The sequence below is a fragment of the Brevundimonas sp. AC546 genome, assembly GCF_979258305.1.
Genome location: NZ_OZ409849.1, coordinates 2,526,698 through 2,548,390 on the forward strand (window position 1 = coordinate 2,526,698; position 21,693 = coordinate 2,548,390).

Genomic DNA, 21,693 nt, shown 5'->3' on the forward strand with positions numbered 1-21,693 from the left:
CAGGAGGGGCGGAATGAAAATCGAGATCAGGGAGCGCATCCGCCAACTTCGGCTGGCACTGGCGACACGGCTCGCCGGTGCACCGCCCGCGAAGAGTGACCTCAGTCGAGGCGTCCAAGCTCCGCGCAGCCGCTTCGAGCTGCCGGATGCCAAACAAACCGCCTTTGTTGACCTCGCCCCAACCGACAAAGCTGACGAGACTGGCGTCTACTCAAAAGCGCTCCTTTACGCGACAAGCAATCCTCGGGTGTCGAACATTGCGCTGACCGGGCCGTACGGCTCCGGGAAGAGCAGCATTATAGAGTCGTTCCTGGCGAAGTACGGCCGGCGGCAGGTGCTTCAGATATCCCTCGCCGCATTCCTGCCGGAGGCTACCTCCGAAAGTGGCCATGTCAGCAAGCAGGAGATCGAAAGAAGCATTCTCCAGCAAATGCTTTATGGGGCCGACGCGAACAAGCTGCCGCTCTCCCGCTTCAAGCGGATCAACACGCCTGGCAAGAGCGCAGTCGGCGTATCGCTTTTCATATTGTTCGGGCTGATTTCCTGCTGGCAGATCGTCAAAAATATCGGAGCGATTTCGAGCGGCGAGTACCTTTCTCCAATTGCGCTCAGCAACTGGCCGCATTTGGCCTTTTTCGGCATGGGCTTATTGTTCTTATGGTTTGCTGTTCATTATTTCTACGTCGCAAGCTTCGGGGTTTCTCTCAAGAGCATTTCCTTGAAGGACATCGAGATAACGCCGATCGCGCTGACGCAGGAGTCGATTCTCAATCGTCATCTGGATGAGATCATCTACTTCTTCCAATCCACGCGTTATAACTTGGTTGTTATAGAAGACCTTGACAGGTTTAATAACACTGAGATTTTTGTCACTCTGAGAGAGATCAATAGCCTCATCAACGCGAACGCGGGGGTGACGCGAAAGATCAGATTCCTTTACGCCCTCCGCGACGACATGTTCGTGAATACAGACCGTACGAAATTCTTCGAATTCATCCTGCCTGTCATACCGATCATCAACTCGTCGAACTCAATCGATAAGGTTCTGGAGCAGGAGGAACGTCTCGCTCTGGCCGGTAGCCTAGATAGGCAGTTCTTGAGAGAATCGTCCCGTTACCTAAATGACCTTCGGCTGATCCAGAACATATTTAATGAATACGCTATATATATAGCTAGCCTCGAGACGGGTGAAGACAAGGTGCTGGACCCAAACAAGCTTCTCGCGGTCTTGATCTACAAGAATGTATTTCCTCAGGACTTTGAGAACCTGCATCGCGGTAAAGGCGCTCTCGCAGGAATACTGAAACGTCATGATGAACTGATCGCGCTCGGAGAATCTGAACTCAAGAAAGAGATTTCTGAGTTGGAGGATCTCTCCGACCGGGCGCAACGACAGGTGCCCGCAGACATTCAGGAGCTCGCTCGCGTGTATGCGATGGGCCTGATCGAAAAGCTCCCAGCCCTGACGACGAGGGTGGGCGTAGATGGGGCACCCGTGAGCCTCGCCGCGCTACCAAGGCACGATGCCTTCGAAAACATAATTGAGTCCCAGCGCATCTATTACTGGGACATTCACGGTAATCGGCAGAGTTTTGATATCTCCAATCTTCAAAAGGAGATCGATCCGAAACAGACGTACAGAGAGCGTAAGGAAGAAATTCAAGCCAAATCTACCCAAGGTAAAACCCAAAATTCGAGGAAAGTCCAAGATCTAAGAGCCAAGATTTCAGGTTTGCGAACCGCCAAATTCAACGAGATTGTCCGGCTCACCCCCTCAGCTTTTGACGCCCATTTTGAGGAGCTCGGCGAGGATGGCCGTCTCGCGAAGTTCTTGGTGCTCGAAGGGTTTCTCGATGACACGTACTATCAGTACACGTCTCTTTTCCACAAAGGGCGTCTGTCACCGAACGACAATAATTTCCTGATCCAAATTCGCGGCTTTTCGAATCCGGAACCAGACTTCCAAGTCGACAATCCCAAAGAAGTCATCGCGGCGATGCGAAAGGATGACTTTAGGCAGGTCTACGTCCTCAACGTCAAAATCGTCGACTGCCTCTTCGGCGACACACTGACATATGCAGACGAAACGGCGCGGGCGATCATGTTCATCTCCGGCCACTTCGAGAAGAGCGAAGCCTTCTTGGCGACTTACTATTCGACTGGGATCGAAGTCCCGGCCCTACTCGGCAAGCTGACCGAGGCATGGCAAGAGTTCGTCCCAACGGTACTTGGCAGTCCCAACAGCCTTAAACACGTGGCGCATTTGGTGGCGCACCTGCCGCCCTCGATCCTTCAAAGCATGCCGGAGAGGCACCCGGAATTTTCGGAATATGTGTCCACAAACTTACCGCCCATTCTCGCGCTTGGGATCAATGTGGATCCTTCTAAGCTGGCGCTTCTTGATATCGAGATCGCCGACCTTTCCTCGTTAGAGAGCTTCCCCGGCGTCCCCCGCGTCCTGTTCGAGATGGGGCTTTACAGCCTTACTCCCGAGAACTTGAGCTTCATATTTGGCTCCGTTCTGGGCCTCCAAGAGACAGACGCCTTGGAGAAGCAGAACTACACAACATTGTTGCGCGCAGAGAACGAAGCGCTTCAGTCGAAGGTCGAGAAAAATTTTCAGGAGTACTTTACAAACGTTCTGCGAAATCTTGACAGAAACTCTGAAGAAAGTGTCCCCGCGATCATCGCCGCGATCGCCCATGACGGGTTAGACGACGATGACATCGCCGCCTTCCTCGCACAGCAGAAGGCGCTGCTGCCCTCTCTGGACGGAACGCCAAACAGGCTACACGCCTTGATCGTCCAACTCGGTCGGATCGAGCCAGTGTGGGCGAACTGCAGCGCCTTCCTCGCGAGCGAGACGTTCGATGCTGATAGCCTCACCTTCTATCTAAACCAGAGCGCTACGTTGAATACGCTCGGGACACAGCCAATTCCTGATGGCGATGCGGCGTTGGAGCTCCGCCAGTTCCTGATCGGAGACGACGGCCTCGATGAGGATGCGTACAGGACTTACGTCAATCTGCTGCCAAAGCAGTTTCGGAAGTTCCCAGAAAATATTAGCGAGCCGAAACTGCGGATTTTGGTCGAGAACGGGGGGGTGTCTCTGTCGCCTGAGAACTTTGATCGTTTGGAGCCATATCCCGACCTTCAACTCATCTTCGTCGCGAACCAAGCCGACGTGTATCTCGCGAACGCAAATTCATACTCGGTTGACGACGATTTCCGAGAGAGATTGCTGGGATCGAACATCGCCAGCGAGCAAAAGCTTGCGGTCGTCCGATCGATGGACCTGTCCACGCTTTCCGGCATGCCGTCGCGTGCGCGTGCCGTCGGCGAAACGATCCTGGCGACCGAGGACATCACGATGCTCGATGAAGCGGCTGCTCAAGCGATCATTCTGAACGGTTCGAAATCCGCCGCCCAGATTGCATTGTTCAACACATCCCAGGCTTTGTTCGACAAGCACGCCGCTCGCAAGATTCTGTCTCATCTGCCGAGGCCATTCTCGGAGATTAGCACGGGTTACCACATCCCCATCTTGGAAATGAACGATCAAAATCTCGAGCTGGCGAAATGGCTCAAGGCGAAGGAGGTCATCTCATCCTGGAGTGAAGGATGGTTTGGAGGATCGATTCGCATCAATCTGTTCAGGCGCTGATCAGGCCAAGGACTACTGAAACCGTTTTGGTCGTAACGACGCAGCAACCACGCGCCAGCATCAACCAACCTGAAGGCCTTAGTGTCGATCCCGCAATCCACCGCCGGCTGAGCGCCTGATAGCCGAATCAGGACGCCCTCGCCTGCCGGACAAAAACAATTCTAAGGTCGGTAAAGTGTCCGGACCGGCGTAGTGTCCGTCCCACCGCCAACCCACGCAACTCCCAAGCGGAAGCCTCTTCCGGCACATCCCTGCCGGGCTTCAAAGCTAATGGTGCTTTGGAGAGGTGGTGCTGCTTAGGTGGCTCGAACACCTGACACCATCATTACGAATGACCCACCAAGGCTAGAGGCACTCTAGCGTGGGAACGGGGTATAGACTGGGATTTGCGCGCTTTCGCGCGCTTCCGTCGTCCGTCCCTACTGGAAGTGGTGGTGCCGCTTAGGTGACTCGAACACCTGACCCCATCATTACGAATGATGTGCTCTACCGGCTGAGCTAAAGCGGCCCGGTTGCGACGGAGGAAGTCGTCCGCGCGAGACGGGGTCTTTATACGGCCGGATCGCGCTTGCCAAGCGCCGCTTTCAAGATCGTGAGCAATGAGGCGTCGTCAGGCCTTTCGGCCACGGCCGGCGTCAGGCCTAGGCCGATTAAAGGGGCGGCGGCGGCGGGGGAGATGCAGGCGGTGACGGCGTAGGGTAGGGCCTGCGGAGCGTGGTCGGCAAGGATATGAGCGGCGCGGGGGGAATGGATCAGCACGGCGTCGAACGTCTTCGGCAGGACGGCCGCCCTCTGCTGGGCGCGATAGACCGTCAGGGACTGGATGGACACGTTACGCGCGCCAGCTTGGGCCAAGGCGGCGTCGAAGTCGCCGGCTGGGGTTTCGGCTTGCGGGACCATCACGACGCCGTCGCTCAGTTCGGAGGCGATCAGGCGGGCGAGGGCGTGGAGGTCGCCGGAGGCGGATCGGACATCGAAGAAGCCGGCGTCGCGGGCGGCCTGGGCGGTCGCATCGCCGACGGCGAAGACCGGGCGGTCGCGTTCGGGCGTCAGGGCGGCGAAGGCCGTGACGCCGTTGATGCTGGTGAAGGCCAGGGCGGTGAACAGGGCCAGGTCGGGGACGGGCGGGGTCAGGTTTTCGATCGCCAAAAGGGGGGCGACGACGGGCTCCAACCCTATGGCTTGCAGGCGTGCGGCGGTGCGGGCGGCGCCGGGTTCGGCGCGGGTGATCCAGACGCGGGCGGGCCTGGCTTCTGCGTCGGGGGCGGTCATCCGTCCAGGGTCGCGGGATCGACCTCCTGGTCGCCGGCGGAGGCGTGAACCTCGCCGCCCAGACGCTGGCCCAGGGCGCGGGCGTCGGCTGCGGTGGGTTGAGAAAGATCACCAACGCGGCGCCAGCGGGCGGATCCGTCGGGGCTGAGCATTTCGGTGGTCAGGTGCAGGCTGTCGTTGGCGATCAGGGCGTAGGCGCCGACGGCGGTGCGGCACGACCCCTCAAGCGCCATCATGGCCCCGCGCTCGGCGGCGACGGCGATGGCGGTCTGGGGGTGGTTCAGGGCGGCGACCCAAGGTGCGTCAATGTCGGCGGCACGCGTCTGAATGGCCAGGGCGCCCTGGCCCGGCGCGGGCAGGAAGGCGTCCAGCGACAGTTTCTCGCGGATATGTTCGGTGACGCCCAAACGGGCCATGCCCGAGACGGCCAGCAATATGGCGTCGAAATCGCCCTCGGCCGCGCGGCGCAGGCGGGTGTCGATGTTGCCGCGCAGCATCTCGACCTTCAAATCCGGCCGCAGCGCCAGGGCCTGGGCCTGGCGGCGCAGGCTGGCGGTGCCCAGGCGCGCGCCGAAGGGCAGGGCGTCGAAACTGTCGAAGTCGCGGCTGATGAAGGCGTCGCGGGCGTCCTCGCGTTCGGGGATGGCGGCGATGCACAGGCCCTGCGGCTGTTCGGCGGGGACGTCCTTCATCGAATGGATGGCGATGTCGATCTGGCCGGCCAGTAGCGCCTCCTCGATCTCCTTGGTGAACAGGGCCTTGCCGCCGAGTTCCAGCAGGCGGCGGTCCTGAATGCGGTCACCGGTGGTGACGATCTCGACCAGCGGAACGGCGGTGTCGATCTCGGCCTCGGGCACGTTCAGGGCGCGGCCGATGGCGCGCTGCATCATGCCGGACTGGGCCAAGGCCAGCTTGGAGCGCCGGGTGCCGATGCGGAGAGGAAAGGTCATGAGCGTTGCGCACCGGTCGCCGGGTCGCTACCTCGACCCGATGGAGATGTCCGCCGACTATAGCAGCGGCGCCAAGTCAGCAACTGGACGGGATGTCCGGGCGCTGACGGTGCTGGGCCTGGAGACCAGTTGCGACGAGACCGCCGCCTCGGTGGTGCGCCTGACAAATGGTCGGGCGGAGGTCCTGTCCTCGGTCGTTCACAGTCAGATCGACGACCATGCGGCCTATGGCGGCGTGGTGCCCGAGATCGCGGCGCGCAGCCATGTCGAGATGATCGCCGAGGTCACGCGCCGCGCGATGGCCGAGGCGGACATGGGCTATGACGGGCTGGACGGCATCGCGGCGACGGCCGGGCCGGGTCTGGTCGGCGGGGTCATGGTGGGCCTTAGCTTCGGCAAGGCGGCGGCCCTGGCGCGCGGCCTGCCTTTGGTGGCGGTCAACCATCTGGAAGGCCATGCCGTTTCGGCCCGGCTGGGGGCGGACGCAGCCTATCCGTTCCTGTTGCTCTTGGTGTCGGGCGGCCATTGCCAGCTTCTGGAGGTGCGCGGCATCGGCGACATGAGCCGGATCGGCGCCACCATCGACGACGCTGCCGGCGAAGCCTTCGACAAGATCGCCAAGGCCCTGGGGTTGGGGTATCCGGGCGGCCCGGCGCTGGAGAAGCTGGCAGCCAGCGGTGACGGCTCGCGGTTCGATCTGCCGCGCGCCCTGCTGGGCCGCAAAGACTGCGACTTCTCCTTTTCGGGCCTGAAGACGGCGGCCTTCCGCATCGCCCAGACGTGCGAGACGGAGCAGGACAAGGCCGACCTGGCCGACGCGGTCCAGAACGCCATCGCGCGCCAGCTGTCGGATCGGTCGGAGCGGGCGCTGGCCGCCTATGCCGAAACCCATGAGCACAGGTTGTTTGTAGTGGCGGGCGGGGTCGCGGCCAACAAGACCATCCGCGCGACCTTGCAGGCGACGGCGGCGAAACATGGCTTCGATTTCCTGGCCCCGCCGATGGCCTATTGCACCGACAATGCGGCGATGATCGCCCTGGCGGGGGCGGAGCGGCTGGCTCTGGGACTGACCAGCGACATTGACGTCGTCGCCCGGCCGCGATGGCCGCTGGACGAAGCGCGCGCCCTGTCCGATCCTTCGCACAAGCCGGGCCGCAAAGGCGCCAAGGCGTGAACGATAAAGAAGCCTCGGGAGGGCGTATGGAATTCCGCACGGCAGGGGTCATCGGCGCGGGCGCCTGGGGCACGGCCCTGGCCCAGGTCTGCGTCCGCGCAGGTCTGGACACGACGTTGCAGGCGCGCGAACAGCAGTTGGTCGAGACCTTGCGGGCGACGCGGGCCAACGACCTGTATCTGCCCGGCGTGCCGTTGGCGGACGCGCTGAAATTCACGGCCGACCTGGCCGACCTGGCCGACTGCGACGTAATTCTGGCCGTGCCTCCGGCCCAGCATATGCGCGCGACGCTGAAGGCCTTTGCGCCCCATCACCGCGCCGGCGTGCCGGTGGTGCTGTGCTCCAAGGGGGTCGAGCGCGGCAGGATGAAGCTGATGACCGAGGTGCTGGCCGAGACCCTGCCGGACGCCCCGGCCGCCGTGCTGTCCGGCCCCAGTTTCGCCGGCGAGGTGTCGCGCGGTCTGCCGACCGCCGTGACCTTGGCCTGCGCGGATGCGGCGTTGGGCGAGGCGCTGCTGAACACCCTGTCGGCGCCGGGCTTCCGGCCCTATCTGGCCACCGATCTGGTCGGGGCCGAGGCGGGCGGGGCGCTGAAGAATGTGCTGGCCATCGCCTGCGGCATTTCCGAGGGCCGCCAACTGGGCCGCAGCGCCCATGCCGCCCTGATTACGCGCGGCTTTGCGGAAATGACCCGCCTCGCCGTCGCCATGGGCGGTCAGGCCGAGACGGTGGCGGGCCTGTGCGGCCTGGGCGACCTGGTTCTGACCTGCTCCAGCCCCCAGTCGCGCAACATGAGCCTGGGTCTGGCCCTGGGCCAGGGGCAGACGGTGGAACAGGCCCTTGCCGGCAAGCGGTCGGTGGCAGAAGGGTATGAGAGCGCGCCCGCCGTGCGCGAACTGGCGGCGCGCCTGGGCGTGGAAATCCCGATCTCCGAAGGCGTCGCCGCCCTGCTGGCCGGCGAGATCGACGTGGACGGCCTGATCGACGGCCTGTTGTCGCGTCCGCTGAAGGCCGAGCGTGTCTGAGGACGTCCCGGCAGAGCGCAAGCGGGTCTGGAAGACGCCGCCCAATGTCGCCTTGTGCGCCGAGGACGACATCGCCGATCCAGGCTCGCGCGGTTTCGTGCTTCAGATCGGCGAGGCCTTCTTCCACGGCTTCGTCGTGCGCAAGGACGGTCAGGTCGCCGGCTGGGTCGACCGTTGTCCCCATGCGGGCTTTCCCATCGCCATGGAGATCGACCGCTATCTGACGCCCGACGGGTCGCTGATCCTGTGCGGCTGGCACGGGGCGGTGTTCGAGCCGCTCACGGGCGAGTGCAAGGGCGGTCCCTGCGCGGGCGGGCGGCTGACGCCCTGGCCGGTCGCGTCGGCGGGCGGGATCGTCAGGACGGCCTGAGGCCGATCAGCGCGCCAGCTTGCCCTTGGCCTTGGCGGCGTCGAAGACCACGTCAGGATCCGGCGTCTTCACCTCGATCTCGGTGTGGCCCAGCACTGACAGGACGTAGCGCCCGATGTTCAGCCGCGCTGTCTTCTTGTCGTCGGTGGCCACGACCATCCAGGGCGCGAACGGACGATCCGTTTCCTCCAGCATGCGGTCGCGGGCGTCGGAATAGGCGTCGAAGCGCGTCTGGGCCTCGGCGTCCAGCGATGACAGCTTGAACTGTTTCAGCGGATCGGTTCGTCGCTCGCTCAGCCGCTTTGCCTGCTCCTTGCGCGAGATATCGAGCCATATCTTGATCAGCACGATCCCGTCGTCCGTCAGCATCCGTTCGAAGCGGGGCGCGTCGGTGATGAACTGGGCATACTGTTCGGGCGTGCAGTATCCCATCACCGGTTCGACCCCGGCGCGATTGTACCAGGAGCGGTTGAAGATCACCGTCTCGCCCGCGCCCGGCAGGTGCGGGACGTAGCGCTGGAAATACCATTGGCTGGTTTCACGGTCGCTGGGCTTGGGCAGGGCGATGACGCGGGTCTGGCGCGGCGACATATGTTCGGTCAGCCGTTTGATGGCCCCGTCCTTGCCGGCGGTGTCTCGGCCTTCCAGCACGATGACCACGCGCGCGCCGTGTTCGATGCCCCAGACCTGACTCTGGACGATGGCCAACTGGATCTGCTCCAGCTCGGCATCATAGGCGTCTGATTTCTTTCCCATGGATCGAGACTGGGCCAGGTTGGCGCGGGCGGCAAGGGCAGGCCTTATCTCAGGGAGCCGACGGCGAAGCTGGGCGTTACCGCCTCGGGCCTGTCGGCCCATGACGGGGCGGAATGAAGCGCGATCTGGCGGATATGTGGAATCTTGTGTGGGAGCTCGCGCTGCTGGTCTGCGCGGCCTTCGCCCTGTTGAACGTCTTCGCTCCGCCGCAGGACCTGCCGTGGGAGCCGCTGGACCTGGATCGACCGCTGGGACGGGCCACGACGGCCAAGGTCGCCGCCTTCGACGTGCCGGCCGCCGCCTCGCCCCAGGCGGTGAACAGCGCGACGGAGGCCTGTATGCAGGCCTTGCGCAACGCGGGAGTCGAGGTCGAACGCGCAGCCGACCGCGACGACGGCGGCTTCTGCATCGTGCGCGGCGCGGTGCGGATCACGGGCGGCGAGGTGACCCCGCTGGCGCCGGCGGGCGTCGTCATGCAGTGCCCGCTGGCCGTGCGCTACGTCATCTGGGACCGGCAGGTGCTGCGGCCGGCGTCGCGCGACATCCTGGGTTCGGCGCCGGCCCGCGTCGAGAACTACGGGACCTACTCCTGCCGCCGTATCTATGGCTTGGAAAACGAGCAGGAGCGGCCCAGTGAGCACGCCAAGGCCAACGCGCTGGACGTCGCCGGGGTCACGCTGAAGGACGGTCGGACCGTCAGTGTGCTGAACGACTGGCGGGGCGACGGGCCCGCAGGCGAACCGGGCGCGCGGTTTCTCCACACCGTTCGCGACGGCGCGTGCCGTCTGTTCTCGACCGTTCTGACCCCCGACTACAACGCCGCCCATGCCAACCATCTGCACATCGACGGCGCCGCGCGGGGCATCTGCCGTTAATCTTGAATGGGACCAACGCGAATCGCTTTGCTGTTGACCGTCTCGAAAAGCCGGGTGACAACATCGATGCAGTCCGGATTTTGCGTGGGGTCCACACCCGCGTTTCGCTCCTTCGCCTGAACGAGCTGTCCAGATGGATTGTCGGGTCACCCTTCGGGGGATCCGCCTGGAAAAGCGCGTTGACGGAGACGCAGACATGGCGACCGGCACGGTCAAGTGGTTCAACCCCACCAAGGGCTTCGGCTTCATCCAGCCCGATAGCGGCGGAACGGATGTGTTCGTTCACATCACCGCCGTTCAGAAGGCCGGACTTCAGGGCCTCGATGAGAACGCCAAGGTCGAATACGAGCTGGAAAGCCAGCGCGGCAAGACCTCGGCGATCGACCTCAAGGTTCTCTGAGTCCGATCAGCCTTCAAGGCTTTAAGATGCGGGCGCGGGAGTTTCTCCTGCGCCCGTTTTCTTTTTCTTGGGCTACCGCGCTTCGCGCTGCTTTAGCCCGTCGGGTTTCGCCCTCTGCGACCGCTGCGCCAGGACGATGGCGCCCAGCACCAGAGCGCCGCCCAGGGCCTGAACTGGCGTCAGGGTCTCGCCGAACACCCACCAGCCCAGCAACCCGGCCACCACGGGCTGGATCAGGATGGTCACGGCCGTGACCGAGGCCGGCAGCTTGCCGAGCGCCCAGGCCACGCCGCCCTGACCGAAGACGTGCATGACCCCCATGGCGATACAGGCGGCCCAGCCGGCGGGACCGGCGGGAATGATGTCCTCGCCCAGGGCAAAGGCGACGATCAACAGCAGCGGCGCGCCCAGAAGGGTGGCCCAGAAGGTGACGCGCATTGCGCCGGCCGTGGCGCGCGCGGCCTTCACCGCCAGGAAATAGCCAGAGTACCAGACCGCCACCGACAGCGAGAAAATGTCGCCCAGCGGCGGATTGGTGCCCTGTCCGCCGTCCGCCCCCGCCGCCATGGCGAAGGCTCCCCCCATCGCCAGCGCCAGGGCCACAAGGAACAGCCGGTGCGGTCTTTCCTTCAACACGAACCAGCCGAACAGGGTGACCACCACCGGCGTCAGGTTGCACAGCACCGTCGCATTGGCGACCGAGGTCATGACGATGCCGTAGTGCCAGAAGCTAAGATCCAGCGCGAAGAACAGGCCCGCCAGCAGTGCCCATTTCGACGGGGTCGCGATCCCGCCCGGCTCGCGCGCCGCCAGGATCGTCAACAGGGGCAAAGCGAACAGGAAACGCCAGAAACCGGCCGCCGCTGGCCCCGTCTGCGTCAACCGCACCAGGATGGGCGCCAGGCCCAGCACGCAGGCGGCGATCAGCAACACGATCAGCGCAAAGGCGCGGGGGGAGGGTCGAAAGGCCAATGCGGACATGGCGCGGCTCTTACGCCGCCCTGCGGCGTGACGCCACAGGCTGGATCAGGCCAATGGATCGATCCGTGCGCGCAGCACGACGCTCAGGCCGGGCGCGCGGTCGCGAAAGTCGATGGTTCCGTCCAACTGGCCCACAAGGCTCTTGATCATCATGGAGCCGAATCCCTTGCCCGCCATATGGCCGCCGCGCCCCTCATCCTCGACCGACAGGCGCAAGAAGGCGTCGTCTTCCTCCAAGTCGATACGCAGGGGGCCGAGCTTGCCGTCATAGGCGTATTTCTGAGCGTTGATGATCAGTTCGGTCAGGATCAGTCCGATGGTGATGGCGCGACCTGGCTCGACGCAGACGGGGGCCAGATCGGTCTCGATGGCGGCGACCCAGTCCGGCCCCATGCTGGACCCCAGGTCCGCGATCAGTTCGCCGGCGCCGGCGGCGTCCAGGTCGGCGATCAGTTCGACCCCGAGCCGCGCCTGCTGCGAGCTTTGTTCGACCTCGATGATCAGACGCTCGCTGGGCAGACCGGGATTGGCGTCGGCGGCGCGATGCACGACCACGTCGTATTCCAGCCGGTTGGTCGCACGCCAGCGACAGGCGAAGCCGGTCTCCTGCTGGGCGGCCATGTTGCGGATCGTTCGATCGGCGACATCGCCCAGCACGTCTGCGACCGAACGGTCGATCCAGCTCTTGCGACCGGTCAGGTCCTCGATCGCGCCGGCGCCCTGTCTGATCGTCTGGCTTTGCAGGTCCAGCACCAGCATGAAGCCGTGCGGCTGGATCGATTGGGGAATGTGGATCGGCTCGCGATCGCATTCGGTCAGAGCGGTTGCCGCCATGTCCAGGGTCTCGGTCATGCGGCCGCGTCTTGGGTCTGGGGCTGCAAAGTCTCATGGGCGAAGGCGAAACCGTCGAGGCCGCCCTGCACGATCTCTTCGACGGTCGCCCGACCCGAGGTGCAGGCCTGGTCCAACAGGGCCATGAAGGCGCGCCAGCGCGCGCCGGTCTCCTCGCCGTACGGGTCGAGGAAGCTGAGACCATCCAGATCGCGACCTTCGGCCGTCAAGCGGCGGCGGATTATTCGACCGCCCAGCATCGACCCTTCGGCGACATAGACCCAGCCCAATGCAGCCCCGGCCGTTGTCGGCGGGGTGGGACGTGCGGCCGCGGGGACACGGACGTCGAGCGTCGCGAGGTCCTGGGCGATGCCGTCGTTGCGAGAGCGGGGCGCGAACCCGCCGCCGACATCAATGTTCAGTTGAGCGACCAGCGGGTGGCTGACAGGCTCCAGACCGGCGTGAAATCGGTGAAAGGCCTGGACCGTCGAGGCGCGGGTCGTGCGGTCGGCGAGGCGCGCCTCGATCCGGGCCTCGGTCTCCAGCGTTCATGGGCGGATGCGGCGGCTTCCCGAAGAGCGAGAAGGGCGGGAGAAGCGATCATAGGCTCCAGACTAACATACTGGTGTCGATTTTCACGGGCATCAAGCCGCGCTAGAAGGCGCGTCACGGACACGGAACGGCCCAGGGCGCATGGCGTTCAGCAGCCTCGTCCATTTTCATCTTCGCTCGGAACGGTAGGCCCTCATGAAACTGCGCGTGCGCGCCGAGCTCGTCTATCGTTTCGATCCGCCCACGGACGCCATCTACAAGATCCAGGTGGCCCACTGGCCGGGTCAGGACATCATCGAAGAGACCCTGACCTTCGACCCGCCTGTCGAGTTTCACGAGGACGAGGACGTCGATTTCGGCGCCCGGACGCTGCGGTGCCATGTCAATGGCGAGGTCACCCTGACCTATGAGGCGGTGGTCGAGAACGGCGTGCTGAAGGGCTTGCCGCCCAGCGTGTCGCAGCACGACTGGGGCGAACTGCCCGCCGAGGTCCTGCCCTATCTGCAACCCAGCCGGTATTGCCCGTCGGACCAGTTCGGTCGGTTCGTGACGCGCGAGTTCGGCGACACGGCCGGCGGCGCGCGCGTGCTGGCGATCCTGAACTGGATCACCGCCAACGTCGATTACGAGCACGGCGTGTCGGACACCGAGACCACGGCGGCGCGCACCTTCATCGACCGCGCCGGGGTGTGCCGCGATTTCACCCACCTGGGCATGACCCTGTGCCGGGCGTCTGGCATTCCGGCGCGCGCGGTCAGCGCCTTCGCCCACCAGCTGGAGCCGCCCGATTTCCACGCCATTTTCGAGGTCTGGCTGGACAACGGCTGGTGGCTGGTCGATGCGACGGGCCTCGCGCCGGTCGAAGGTCTGGTGCGGATCGCCTGCGGTCGGGACGCCGCCGATATCGCCTTCCTGACGACCCAGGAACGGTGCCAGATGGTGCGCCAGTCGGTGACAGTGGCGGCGGCGTGATGCTTACCCTCTCCCATTGGGAGAGGGCTTGAGCGCCTGAGAGCGAAGCGATCAGCTTTGCGCGAAAGGGTGAGGGGCGGGTGGTGCGAGTTGGCCCACCGGCCGACCCTCATCCGGCCCTTCGGGCCACCTTCTCCCAATGGGAGAAGGGTCGTTACTTGGGCTTCTGCGCCGCCTTATACGCCTGCAGTTCGTCGATCACATCCATCTGGCGCAGCACCTTGTTCTCCGGGTCGATCAGCACGTGCGCCCCCGCCGGAACCGCGACCTGACCCCGGCCGTCGGTCATCGCCACGGTCTGGACGACGCCATCGATCTCGACCTTCAGCGGCATGGGGAAGACCCCGCCGTCGCCCGTGGTCCATTCAAGCCGCAGCACCCCGCCCTCGCGCCTCTGCGTCAGCACCGGCAGGGCCGCATTGTAGAGATAGGCCTGAAAGAACCAGCCATAATCCTGGCCCGTCACCACATTGACGATGTCCAGGAAGTCGCCCGTCGAACGATACAGCGGCGCGAAATTGCCTGGTCGGGGATCGGGTCGGCCATAGACCAGGCGGGTGATCGCCTCGTGGAAGGCCGCGTCCCCGATCAGCATCCGCAGCGAATGGCTGATCAGCGAGCCCTTGGAATAGATGTCATTGCCCGGCCCGACATCGCCCTTGTAGACCTCGTCCTCGGTCTTGGGCGTGCCTGACACGACGGGGTATTTGTTGATCAACCCCTCGCGCTGGTTGGCCAGTTCGCGCTGCATGTAGCGGTCGCCTAGAAGCCAGCGGGCGTAGAGCGGCTGCATATAGCTGCCCAAGCCTTCATGCAGCCACATGTCGTCGGCGTTCTGGTTGGTCAGCTGGTTGCCGAACCACTCATGGGCGAATTCGTGCTGCAGCAGCCAATCATAGCCCCGGCCGTCGATCTTGTAGCCGTTGCCGTAGGCGTTGATGGTCTGGTGCTCCATGCCCAGGTGCGGGGTCTCGACCACGCCCATCTTCTCGTCGCCGAAGGGATAGGGGCCGACGGTGGCTTCGAAGAAGTCCAGCATCTGCGGGAACTGGGCGAACAGGGCCTGGACCTGTTCCGGCGTGTCCGACGTCAGATGCCAGTAGGCCATCGGGATGGTGTTGCCGAACCGGCTGCGATACTCGCCCGCGACCTCCTCATAGGGACCGACATTCAGGGCGATGGCGTAGGTGTTGGGCGACTTGGCGGTCCAGTTCCAGGTGGTCCAGCCGTCGCCGTGATCGACCTTGCCCAGGAAACGGCCGTTGGACGGCGCCGATAGCTCGGACGGGACGGTGATGTGCAGATCGACCCGGCCCGGCTCGCCGTGCGGGCTGTCGATGCAGGGCCAGAAGATGTCGCAGCCTTCGCCCTGAACGGCCGTGGCGATCCAGGGCTCGCCCGATGGCGCGGTGGACCAGACGAAGCCGCCGTCCCAGGGCGCACGAGGGGCCACGCGCGGCTGACCGGCATAGGCGACGCGCAAGGCGACGGACTGTCCAGCGGCGAGCATCTGGGCCAACTGCACCGTCAGCCGGCCCTCGGGATTGGACCAGCGGTCGACGGCGACCTCGACCCCGTCGATCTGAACCGAAGAGATGGTCAGCAGCGTATCCAGATCGACGACCAGGGCCCCCAGCGGGGCCTTGGCGGTGAAGTCCAGCACGGCGACGGCGTCGATGGCCTTATCGGCAGGGATAACCCGGATCGTCAGGTCGGCCTTGTCGAACCGCATCGCCTGCTGCTCGGCCGTCAACGGCTGGTCGGTGGCCAGGGTGTAGGGGGTCGATTCGCGCGTCGTCGCGGCGGTCGGGGTGGTGGCGCAGGCGGTCAGGGCCAGAAGGCTCGCGGCGGCGAGCAGAACCGTGATGCGCATCGAACTTCCCTTCGGTCTGGCGGGGAAGGCTTAGCGCGGCCCGAGTGACGCGCAAAGAAAAAGGCCGGTGTTTCCACCGGCCTCTTCCAGAACTCTATGTCGCAGACGCCGATCAGGCGGCGGCGGCTTGCTCGGCGATCTTGGCGCGAACCTGACGCTTGATGCGCTGGGCGGCGATCGACAGCTGCTCGTCGCGCGCCTTGACGATGAAGACGTCCAGACCGCCCTTGTAGTCCAGGGTGCGCAGCGCGGCGTTCGAGATACGCAGGCTGAACGTCTGGCCCAGGGTTTCCGAAGTCAGCTTGACCGTCTTCAGCGACGGCAGGAACCGGCGCTTGGTCTTGATGTTCGAGTGGCTCACATTGTGGCCGACCATCGGGCCGATACCGGTGAGTTCGCAACGACGCGACATCGTCAGATCCTTAAGATGCGGCGTCCAGCCCGAGCATGGGAGAAGACGCATGAACAGTTGCGCGCAGGAACCTGCCCGCGCGAGAGGGGGCCGTATAAGGGAAGAGGCGGTTCGGCGTCAAGCTGAGTCTGGACGCATGATCCAGACGGTTCGTTCAGCCGTCATTCAAATGCCGCGCTGTATGGGTCATACCATGCAGACCAAAGCAGAACAGAAGGCCGCCATGTCCCGTCCGTCGTTGATCGACCGCCTGCCCAAGCGCGCGCTCGCCGTCCTGGCCCCGGTGATCGCCGGCGGCTTCATGCTGGCCTCGCCCGCCATCGCGCCCGCCCAAACGCCCGCCCAGTCCGAAGTCCTGCCCGGCTATTGGGAATACACCACCAGCGCCGTGGGCCAACGCGACACGCTCCAGCGCTGCGTTCGGCCCAGCGAGATCAACCGCTTCTTCGGCGGCCTGTCGACCAACAAGTGGCGCTGCACCTATCCGACCCGGGTGGTCGGCGGCGGCAATGCGCGTTTTGAAGGCACGTGTTCCGATCACAAGAATCGCCGCATCGCCGTGCGACTGAACGGGACCTATACGGACACCAGCTTCAGCTTCCGCGGCGGCGCCCAGATCGTGCGCGGCACCCCCTATATTCCCGCCAGCATCACCGCACGCCGCATCAGCGCCCAGTGCCCGGCCAACGCCGAGTATTTCTGAAGGCTCACCCGGCCGAGCAACAAAAAAGGCCCCGGAGCGATCCGGGGCCTTTTCTTTCGTCCGAGGTCGAAGCCTAAGCGGCTTCGGCGGTCGGGATCGGCTTCTTGGCGCTGAGCGACTTGGCGAGCAGCTCGACGGCGGCGTCCTTGTCGATCTTGTTGGCGGCGGCGACTTCGCGGGCCATGCGGTCCAGCGCCGATTCATAGAGCTGGCGCTCCGAATAGGACTGTTCCGGCTGGGTGTCGGCGCGGTGCAGGTCGCGAACCACTTCGGCGATGGAGATCAGGTCGCCCGAGTTGATCTTGGCTTCGTATTCCTGGGCGCGACGCGACCACATGGTGCGCTTGATGCGGGCGCGGCCCTTCAGGGTTGTCAGGGCCTTGGTCACGACATCGTCGGCGGCCAGCGAACGCAGGCCGGCCGTCGCGGCCTTCTTGGTCGGAACGCGCAGGGTCATCTTCTCGTGGTCGAAGGTCACGACATAGACTTCCAGCGACATGCCCGCGACTTCCTGGACCTCGACCGCTGCGACTTTACCGACGCCGTGCGCCGGATAGACGACCGCGTCGCCAACCTTGAACTCCAGACCAGTCTTGCTCGTCATAATCGTCCTTTCCCGGTCAGGGCCGGGCGACGCGAAGGCGCAGGAAACGCAAACAGGATCTCATCCGCCGGATCGCTCCGTCGGAGGGGATGATGCTGGACGTCAAATGCGGAAACGGATCACCAAACCTCTGGCCGATCCCGTCTGTGGGCGGGATGCTGTCGCAAACACGGGCGGCGCGAAGATTTCGCGGACCGCCCGATCCAATGAAACAGAACCTATCACAAATCTGCGGAATTTCAAAACGTCCACAGGGCGGACGCGGATTTGCGGCAAGGCTTGATCGTCGCCGGGCTCTAAGTCAGGAACCCTTGCCCGGCTTGGTGCTGAAGTATTTCTCGTATTTTCCGGTCTCGCGTTCGTACTGTTCGCGGTCGGCGGGGGGCGTGCCCTTGACGGTGATGTTGGGCCAGACCTTGGCGTATTCGGCGTTGACCTGCAGCCACTTGCCGTCCGGCTCGTCCTCAGTGTCGGGCACGATGGCGTCGACAGGGCATTCCGGTTCGCACACGCCGCAGTCGATGCATTCGTCGGGTGCGATGACCAGGAAGTTCTCGCCCTCGTAGAAGCAGTCCACCGGACACACCTCGACGCAGTCCATGAACTTACATTTCACGCAGGCGTCGGTGACGATGTAGGTCATTGGGCGAAGAACGGGTGTCGGTCTGTGAGCGGGAGGCCTGCGACATGGCGGCCACGCAACCAACTGTCAACAGCAGGGCTTAAGGCGAGAGACGTTCTCAAGCGGGATCGACGCCACTTGACAACAGCCAGGCTTAATCGCAACTGTAGTGATTGCATATTCACCGTCATATCGACAGGAGCTCTTCCATGCGTACGCCCTTCACGAAATACGCCCTTGCCGGCGCGCTGGCGCTCAGCCTCGCCGCCGGCGGCGCGGTCGTGGCCCAGGCCGCTCTGACCAAGACCCCCGCCGAAGTCACCGCCGGCAACTACGACCTGGAATCCAGCCATGGCAAGATCACCTGGTCGGTGAACCATTTCGGCCTGTCGACCTATACGGGCCAGTTCGTGAACGTGAAGGCCGAGCTGAAGCTGGACCCGACCAACCCGTCGGCCTCCACCCTGACGGCCACCATTCCGCTGACCGATGTGGCGCCGAACGACGACCGGCTGAAGGCCCACCTGCAGACCGCCGACTTCTTCGACACCGCCAACCACCCGACGGCGACCTTCGTCTCGCGCTCGGTGACGGTGGATTCGGATGACTCCAACGAAGCGACCGTGGTCGGCGACCTGACTCTGAAAGGCGTAACCAAGCCCGTCACCATCGAGGTCCAGTTCAACGGCGCCGGAACCGTCATGGGCGCCTACAAGTCCGGCTTCGACGGCGAGGCCACCATCAAACGCTCGGACTTCGGCATCAACTACGCCCTGCCGGCCGTGTCCGACGAAGTGAAGCTGCACATTGAGGGCGAGTTCGTTCTCAAGCAGTAAGTAGGGCTATCGCGCTTTGCGCTGCTTGAGCCATCAAGCCGTAAGCGAGTAGAGGGCGCGGGCCTCTTCGGCAGGTCCGCGCCTTTCGCCCAGCGCCTCCACCTTCAGGCTGGTGACGCGCCCGTCCTGGGCGAAGGTCAACAGGTCGCCGACGTGGACGCAGCGGCTGGGCTTGTCTAGCCGCGCCTCCCGCCCGTGATGGGTCAGCCGCACCGCGCCCCGCTCGACCAGATCGGCGGCCAGCCCCCGCGTCTTCACGAACCGCGCGCGCCACAGCCACAGATCGATGCGACAAGCCTCCTCGCTCAAGCCGTCGCCTTTCGACGCGGTCGGCGACGCTTGGGCCGTGCCGGCGGGGCTTCCGTCAGAACCGCCAGCGCCGCGAAGGGCGAATCCTTGACGATCTTCGGCGCAACGCCGGGCTTGTCGGGCAGGCGGGCGCGTTCGGTCTTCAGAGCGGCGATGACCTGTTTCGCCTGATCGGCGCTCCAGCCCAGGTCGGTCAGGGCCTCGTCAGACAGCCTGCCGTGGTTGCCGGCGCGCAGGTCGGCCATCTTCTCCAGGGTCTCGACCGGGACCAGCCAGCGGCCGGCCGCACGCAGGCCGTGGGCCGAGAGCAGGCGCGGGGAGGGCGTCTCGGCCGGCGTCGGGATCAGGTCGGGCGTCGCCGGGATCAGAGGCGCATCCACGAACCCTTGGGCGAAATGTCGGGCGCGGGGCTTCTGCAGGCCGGGCAGCCAGATGGAGTGGACGCCGACGCGAATGGCGAAGCTCTTCAGCGTGCGTCGCTCGACCTGGCTGAGGGCCGCCAGATCACGTTCGACCTCGCGTCGGTCGATCAGTCCACCGGCCTCGATCAGGCGGAAGGCGATGCCGCGCGGCAGGCCCTTCAGCGCCCCCGATTCCACCGCTTGGCGCAGGCGGCGAAGATCGCGCAGCGCGCGGCCCGCCTCCGATGCCAGCCAGGCCTCGATACGGCGACGCGCCCGTTCTCGCGCCGGCGTCGGCCCCAGTTCGCCCAACAGCCGCACCTGAGGCGAGAACGGATCGACCCCCTGCGGCGTGGCCACGATCTGGGCCGTCAGCACGCCGCGCCACAGCACCGCCCCGTCCGGCGTGACGGAAAAGGCCTCATCGGTCTCGGCCGCCAGCCGACCCAGCCTGCGATTGATCTCGGGCGTCACGGCGCGGACCGCCGCCTGACGCAGGGTGCGATCCTCCAGCGCCGAGGCGCCCTTCTCCATCTGGAAGCGGACGCCTTCCAGTTGACCCACGACCTGACCCTCGACCGTGACCTCGCCGTCGTCGGCGACCCCGGCGCCAAGACCTGAGAAACTGTCGTCACGCACGTTCAGGGCGCGCATCAGGGCGGTGGTGCGACGATCCACGAACCGGGCGGTCAGGCGCTCGTGCAGCACGTCAGACAGCCGGTCCTCCAGCGCCCGGGTCTTGTCGCGCCAGCCTTGCGCGTCGTGGACCCAGTCGGGCCGGTTGGCGATGTAGGACAGGGTGCGAACGGCCGAGAGCCGCGCCGACAGCTGGTCGATCTGGCCGTCGTCGCGATCCACGAAGGCGAAGCGGGGCGCCATCCAGTCGTCGGTCAGCCGACCCCGCTTGCCGGTCAGGGCATGGAAGACGTCCTTGGCCAGCCGCGCATGCTCGTCCAGCGTCGTCTTCTGGAAGTCGGGCAGCTGGCAGGCTTCCCACAGCCGCATGATGGCCCCGCGCGACCGGCCGATGCGGGCCACCTCCTCGTCCTTGATCAGACGACGCAGCAGGGTTTCGTCCAGCGCTTCCCCGGTCAGGTTCAGACCGATCCGCTGGGGCGTGACCGTCAGGGACCGCAGCAGGTCGGGCAGGGTGTCGAAATCGAGCTTGCCGTTGCGCCATTCGGCGGCTTCGACTGGATCGAAGCGATGCTCGACCACCTGTTCCACGAGATCGGCGTCCAGATCTTCGGCCTCGGCCGTGACGCCGAATGTGCCATCGCGCAGGTGGCGCCCGGCGCGCCCGGCGATCTGGCCGATCTCGTGGGCGTGCAGCCAACGGGTCCGCCGACCGTCGAACTTGCGCAGACCCGCAAAGGCGACATGGTCCACGTCCATGTTCAATCCCATGCCGATGGCGTCGGTGGCGACCAGGAAATCGACCTCGCCGGACTGATACAGGGCGACCTGGGCGTTGCGGGTGCGAGGGCTGAGCGAACCCATGACCACGGCCGCGCCGCCCCTCTGACGCCGGATCAGTTCGGCGATGGCGTAGACCCGCTCAGTGCTGAACGCGACGATGGCGCTGCGGCGGGGCAGGCGGGTCAGCTTCTTGGATCCGGCATAGGATAGCGTGGACAGGCGATCCCGCGTCACGATCTCCACATCCGGGACCAGGCGGCGGATCAGCGGCTCCATGGTGCCGGCGCCCAGGAACATGGTCTCGAACCGGCCCCGCGCGTGCAGCAGCCGCTGGGTGAAGACGTGACCGCGCTCGGGATCGGCGACCAGCTGGATTTCGTCGATGGCCAGAAACTCGACCGACCGCTCCAGCGGCATGGCTTCGACGGTGCAGACGAAATAGTGGGGGCGCGGCGGGACGATCTTTTCCTCGCCCGTGATCAGGGCGACGGCGGCGGCGCCGCGCTGGCGCACGATCCGCTCGTAGATCTCGCGGGCGAGAAGGCGCAGCGGCAGGCCGATCATGCCCGAGGCGTGACCCAGCATCCGCTCGACCGCCAGATGGGTCTTGCCGGTATTGGTGGGCCCCAGGACCGCGGTGACGCGGGACGGGGCGAGGCCTGCGGACCGGTCGCTCATGTCCGCCCTAAGGT

General features: G+C 64.9%; 21 protein-coding genes and 1 tRNA gene. 9 read left to right on the top strand and 13 right to left on the bottom strand.

What is annotated here, in order from left to right:
- The first annotated feature begins 13 nt into the window (after positions 1-13).
- On the top strand, positions 14-3,664 hold the full coding sequence (locus ACZZZD_RS12450; protein WP_463435446.1) for a YobI family P-loop NTPase: 3,651 nt from the start codon (positions 14-16) through the stop codon (positions 3,662-3,664).
- Positions 3,665-4,096: 432 nt separating this feature from the next.
- Here the strand turns inward: ACZZZD_RS12450 and ACZZZD_RS12455 are convergent.
- The 3 genes from ACZZZD_RS12455 to hemC all read right to left on the bottom strand — a co-directional run bounded on the left by ACZZZD_RS12455 (position 4,097) and on the right by hemC (position 5,886).
- Positions 4,097-4,172, bottom strand: a tRNA-Thr gene (locus ACZZZD_RS12455).
- 41 nt (positions 4,173-4,213) lie between these two features.
- Positions 4,214-4,936 carry a uroporphyrinogen-III synthase gene (locus ACZZZD_RS12460; protein ID WP_463435447.1) on the bottom strand — a complete coding sequence of 241 codons (723 nt, stop codon included), beginning with the start codon at positions 4,934-4,936 and terminating at the stop codon, positions 4,214-4,216.
- Positions 4,933-5,886 (bottom strand): hydroxymethylbilane synthase, encoded by a 954-nt coding sequence (gene hemC / locus ACZZZD_RS12465; protein WP_463435448.1) that lies wholly within the window; start codon positions 5,884-5,886, stop codon positions 4,933-4,935. Before hemC ends, ACZZZD_RS12460 begins: the two co-directional genes overlap by 4 nt.
- A gap of 46 nt (positions 5,887-5,932) precedes the next feature.
- Between hemC and tsaD the strand changes: the two genes are divergently transcribed.
- Genes tsaD through ACZZZD_RS12480 form a run of 3 tightly spaced genes read left to right on the top strand, consistent with a single transcriptional unit; the run spans position 5,933 to position 8,455 of the window.
- A complete protein-coding gene (tsaD, locus tag ACZZZD_RS12470; RefSeq protein ID WP_463436125.1) occupies positions 5,933-7,060 on the top strand; it encodes a tRNA (adenosine(37)-N6)-threonylcarbamoyltransferase complex transferase subunit TsaD in 1,128 nt (375 codons plus the stop codon).
- A gap of 26 nt (positions 7,061-7,086) precedes the next feature.
- The gene (locus ACZZZD_RS12475; RefSeq protein ID WP_463436127.1) at positions 7,087-8,085 is read left to right on the top strand and encodes an NAD(P)H-dependent glycerol-3-phosphate dehydrogenase; all 999 of its coding nucleotides are present in this window, start codon (positions 7,087-7,089) and stop codon (positions 8,083-8,085) included.
- Positions 8,078-8,455, top strand: a complete 378-nt coding sequence (locus ACZZZD_RS12480; protein WP_463435449.1) for a Rieske (2Fe-2S) protein — start codon at positions 8,078-8,080, stop codon at positions 8,453-8,455. Before ACZZZD_RS12475 ends, ACZZZD_RS12480 begins: the two co-directional genes overlap by 8 nt.
- A gap of 6 nt (positions 8,456-8,461) precedes the next feature.
- On the opposite strand, the gene ppk2 is transcribed toward ACZZZD_RS12480, so the two are convergent.
- Positions 8,462-9,211, bottom strand: a complete 750-nt coding sequence (ppk2, locus tag ACZZZD_RS12485; RefSeq protein ID WP_463435450.1) for a polyphosphate kinase 2 — start codon at positions 9,209-9,211, stop codon at positions 8,462-8,464.
- Between the two features lie 113 nt (positions 9,212-9,324).
- On the opposite strand from ppk2, the gene ACZZZD_RS12490 reads away from it, so the two are divergent.
- Together ACZZZD_RS12490 and ACZZZD_RS12495 are read left to right on the top strand one after the other, a co-directional pair.
- The gene (locus tag ACZZZD_RS12490) at positions 9,325-10,086 is read left to right on the top strand and encodes an extensin-like domain-containing protein (protein ID WP_463435451.1); all 762 of its coding nucleotides are present in this window, start codon (positions 9,325-9,327) and stop codon (positions 10,084-10,086) included.
- 196 nt (positions 10,087-10,282) lie between these two features.
- Entirely contained in the window at positions 10,283-10,486 is a 204-nt protein-coding gene (locus ACZZZD_RS12495) for a cold-shock protein (RefSeq protein WP_463435453.1), read from the top strand.
- 72 nt (positions 10,487-10,558) lie between these two features.
- Here the strand turns inward: ACZZZD_RS12495 and ACZZZD_RS12500 are convergent, their stop codons facing one another.
- Genes ACZZZD_RS12500 through ACZZZD_RS12510 form a run of 3 tightly spaced genes read right to left on the bottom strand, consistent with a single transcriptional unit; the run spans position 10,559 to position 12,843 of the window.
- Positions 10,559-11,467, bottom strand: coding sequence for a DMT family transporter (locus tag ACZZZD_RS12500; RefSeq protein ID WP_463435454.1), 909 nt, complete (start codon positions 11,465-11,467; stop codon positions 10,559-10,561).
- 45 nt (positions 11,468-11,512) lie between these two features.
- Positions 11,513-12,319, bottom strand: a complete 807-nt coding sequence (locus tag ACZZZD_RS12505) for an ATP-binding protein (protein WP_463435456.1) — start codon at positions 12,317-12,319, stop codon at positions 11,513-11,515.
- Positions 12,316-12,843: a biliverdin-producing heme oxygenase gene (locus ACZZZD_RS12510; protein ID WP_463436129.1), complete on the bottom strand. Its 528-nt coding sequence runs from the start codon at positions 12,841-12,843 to the stop codon at positions 12,316-12,318. Before ACZZZD_RS12510 ends, ACZZZD_RS12505 begins: the two co-directional genes overlap by 4 nt.
- Positions 12,844-13,045: 202 nt before the next feature.
- Between ACZZZD_RS12510 and ACZZZD_RS12515 the strand changes: the two genes are divergently transcribed.
- A complete protein-coding gene (locus ACZZZD_RS12515) occupies positions 13,046-13,822 on the top strand; it encodes a transglutaminase-like domain-containing protein (protein ID WP_463435458.1) in 777 nt (258 codons plus the stop codon).
- A gap of 154 nt (positions 13,823-13,976) precedes the next feature.
- Here the strand turns inward: ACZZZD_RS12515 and ACZZZD_RS12520 are convergent, their stop codons facing one another.
- Positions 13,977-15,695 (bottom strand): M1 family metallopeptidase, encoded by a 1,719-nt coding sequence (locus ACZZZD_RS12520; protein ID WP_463435460.1) that lies wholly within the window; start codon positions 15,693-15,695, stop codon positions 13,977-13,979.
- 112 nt (positions 15,696-15,807) lie between these two features.
- On the bottom strand, positions 15,808-16,107 hold the full coding sequence (gene rpmB / locus ACZZZD_RS12525) for a large ribosomal subunit protein bL28 (protein ID WP_463435463.1): 300 nt from the start codon (positions 16,105-16,107) through the stop codon (positions 15,808-15,810).
- A gap of 193 nt (positions 16,108-16,300) precedes the next feature.
- Here rpmB and ACZZZD_RS12530 point away from each other — a divergent pair, with 193 nt between their 5' ends.
- Positions 16,301-16,810 (top strand): DUF3617 domain-containing protein, encoded by a 510-nt coding sequence (locus ACZZZD_RS12530; RefSeq protein WP_463435465.1) that lies wholly within the window; start codon positions 16,301-16,303, stop codon positions 16,808-16,810.
- Between the two features lie 73 nt (positions 16,811-16,883).
- On the opposite strand, the gene ACZZZD_RS12535 is transcribed toward ACZZZD_RS12530, so the two are convergent.
- Together ACZZZD_RS12535 and fdxA are read right to left on the bottom strand one after the other, a co-directional pair.
- The gene (locus ACZZZD_RS12535; RefSeq protein ID WP_159846611.1) at positions 16,884-17,414 is read right to left on the bottom strand and encodes a CarD family transcriptional regulator; all 531 of its coding nucleotides are present in this window, start codon (positions 17,412-17,414) and stop codon (positions 16,884-16,886) included.
- Positions 17,415-17,715: 301 nt separating this feature from the next.
- Positions 17,716-18,057 carry a ferredoxin FdxA gene (gene fdxA / locus ACZZZD_RS12540; RefSeq protein ID WP_159846606.1) on the bottom strand — a complete coding sequence of 114 codons (342 nt, stop codon included), beginning with the start codon at positions 18,055-18,057 and terminating at the stop codon, positions 17,716-17,718.
- Between the two features lie 188 nt (positions 18,058-18,245).
- Here fdxA and ACZZZD_RS12545 point away from each other — a divergent pair, with 188 nt between their 5' ends.
- Positions 18,246-18,872 (top strand): YceI family protein, encoded by a 627-nt coding sequence (locus tag ACZZZD_RS12545; protein WP_463435468.1) that lies wholly within the window; start codon positions 18,246-18,248, stop codon positions 18,870-18,872.
- Positions 18,873-18,905: 33 nt separating this feature from the next.
- Here the strand turns inward: ACZZZD_RS12545 and ACZZZD_RS12550 are convergent, their stop codons facing one another.
- On the bottom strand, positions 18,906-19,181 hold the full coding sequence (locus ACZZZD_RS12550; protein WP_463435469.1) for an RNA-binding S4 domain-containing protein: 276 nt from the start codon (positions 19,179-19,181) through the stop codon (positions 18,906-18,908).
- Positions 19,178-21,679 (bottom strand): helicase-related protein, encoded by a 2,502-nt coding sequence (locus ACZZZD_RS12555; RefSeq protein WP_463435471.1) that lies wholly within the window; start codon positions 21,677-21,679, stop codon positions 19,178-19,180. The genes ACZZZD_RS12550 and ACZZZD_RS12555 overlap by 4 nt, the downstream gene beginning before the upstream one ends.
- Between the last annotated feature and the right edge of the window lie 14 nt (positions 21,680-21,693).

Bases quoted from the DNA above. Each gene is read 5' to 3' on its own strand.
- ACZZZD_RS12450 (WP_463435446.1), top strand. From the start codon at position 14: ATGAAAATCGAGATCAGGGAGCGCATCCGCCAACTTCGGCTGGCACTG.
- ACZZZD_RS12460 (WP_463435447.1), bottom strand. From the start codon at position 4,936: ATGACCGCCCCCGACGCAGAAGCCAGGCCCGCCCGCGTCTGGATCACC.
- hemC (WP_463435448.1), bottom strand. From the start codon at position 5,886: ATGACCTTTCCTCTCCGCATCGGCACCCGGCGCTCCAAGCTGGCCTTG.
- tsaD (WP_463436125.1), top strand. From the start codon at position 5,933: ATGTCCGCCGACTATAGCAGCGGCGCCAAGTCAGCAACTGGACGGGAT.
- ACZZZD_RS12475 (WP_463436127.1), top strand. From the start codon at position 7,087: ATGGAATTCCGCACGGCAGGGGTCATCGGCGCGGGCGCCTGGGGCACG.
- ppk2 (WP_463435450.1), bottom strand. From the start codon at position 9,211: ATGGGAAAGAAATCAGACGCCTATGATGCCGAGCTGGAGCAGATCCAG.
- ACZZZD_RS12490 (WP_463435451.1), top strand. From the start codon at position 9,325: ATGAAGCGCGATCTGGCGGATATGTGGAATCTTGTGTGGGAGCTCGCG.
- ACZZZD_RS12495 (WP_463435453.1), top strand. From the start codon at position 10,283: ATGGCGACCGGCACGGTCAAGTGGTTCAACCCCACCAAGGGCTTCGGC.
- ACZZZD_RS12500 (WP_463435454.1), bottom strand. From the start codon at position 11,467: ATGTCCGCATTGGCCTTTCGACCCTCCCCCCGCGCCTTTGCGCTGATC.
- ACZZZD_RS12505 (WP_463435456.1), bottom strand. From the start codon at position 12,319: ATGACCGAGACCCTGGACATGGCGGCAACCGCTCTGACCGAATGCGAT.
- ACZZZD_RS12515 (WP_463435458.1), top strand. From the start codon at position 13,046: ATGAAACTGCGCGTGCGCGCCGAGCTCGTCTATCGTTTCGATCCGCCC.
- ACZZZD_RS12520 (WP_463435460.1), bottom strand. From the start codon at position 15,695: ATGCGCATCACGGTTCTGCTCGCCGCCGCGAGCCTTCTGGCCCTGACC.
- rpmB (WP_463435463.1), bottom strand. From the start codon at position 16,107: ATGTCGCGTCGTTGCGAACTCACCGGTATCGGCCCGATGGTCGGCCAC.
- ACZZZD_RS12530 (WP_463435465.1), top strand. From the start codon at position 16,301: ATGCAGACCAAAGCAGAACAGAAGGCCGCCATGTCCCGTCCGTCGTTG.
- ACZZZD_RS12535 (WP_159846611.1), bottom strand. From the start codon at position 17,414: ATGACGAGCAAGACTGGTCTGGAGTTCAAGGTTGGCGACGCGGTCGTC.
- fdxA (WP_159846606.1), bottom strand. From the start codon at position 18,057: ATGACCTACATCGTCACCGACGCCTGCGTGAAATGTAAGTTCATGGAC.
- ACZZZD_RS12545 (WP_463435468.1), top strand. From the start codon at position 18,246: ATGCGTACGCCCTTCACGAAATACGCCCTTGCCGGCGCGCTGGCGCTC.
- ACZZZD_RS12555 (WP_463435471.1), bottom strand. From the start codon at position 21,679: ATGAGCGACCGGTCCGCAGGCCTCGCCCCGTCCCGCGTCACCGCGGTC.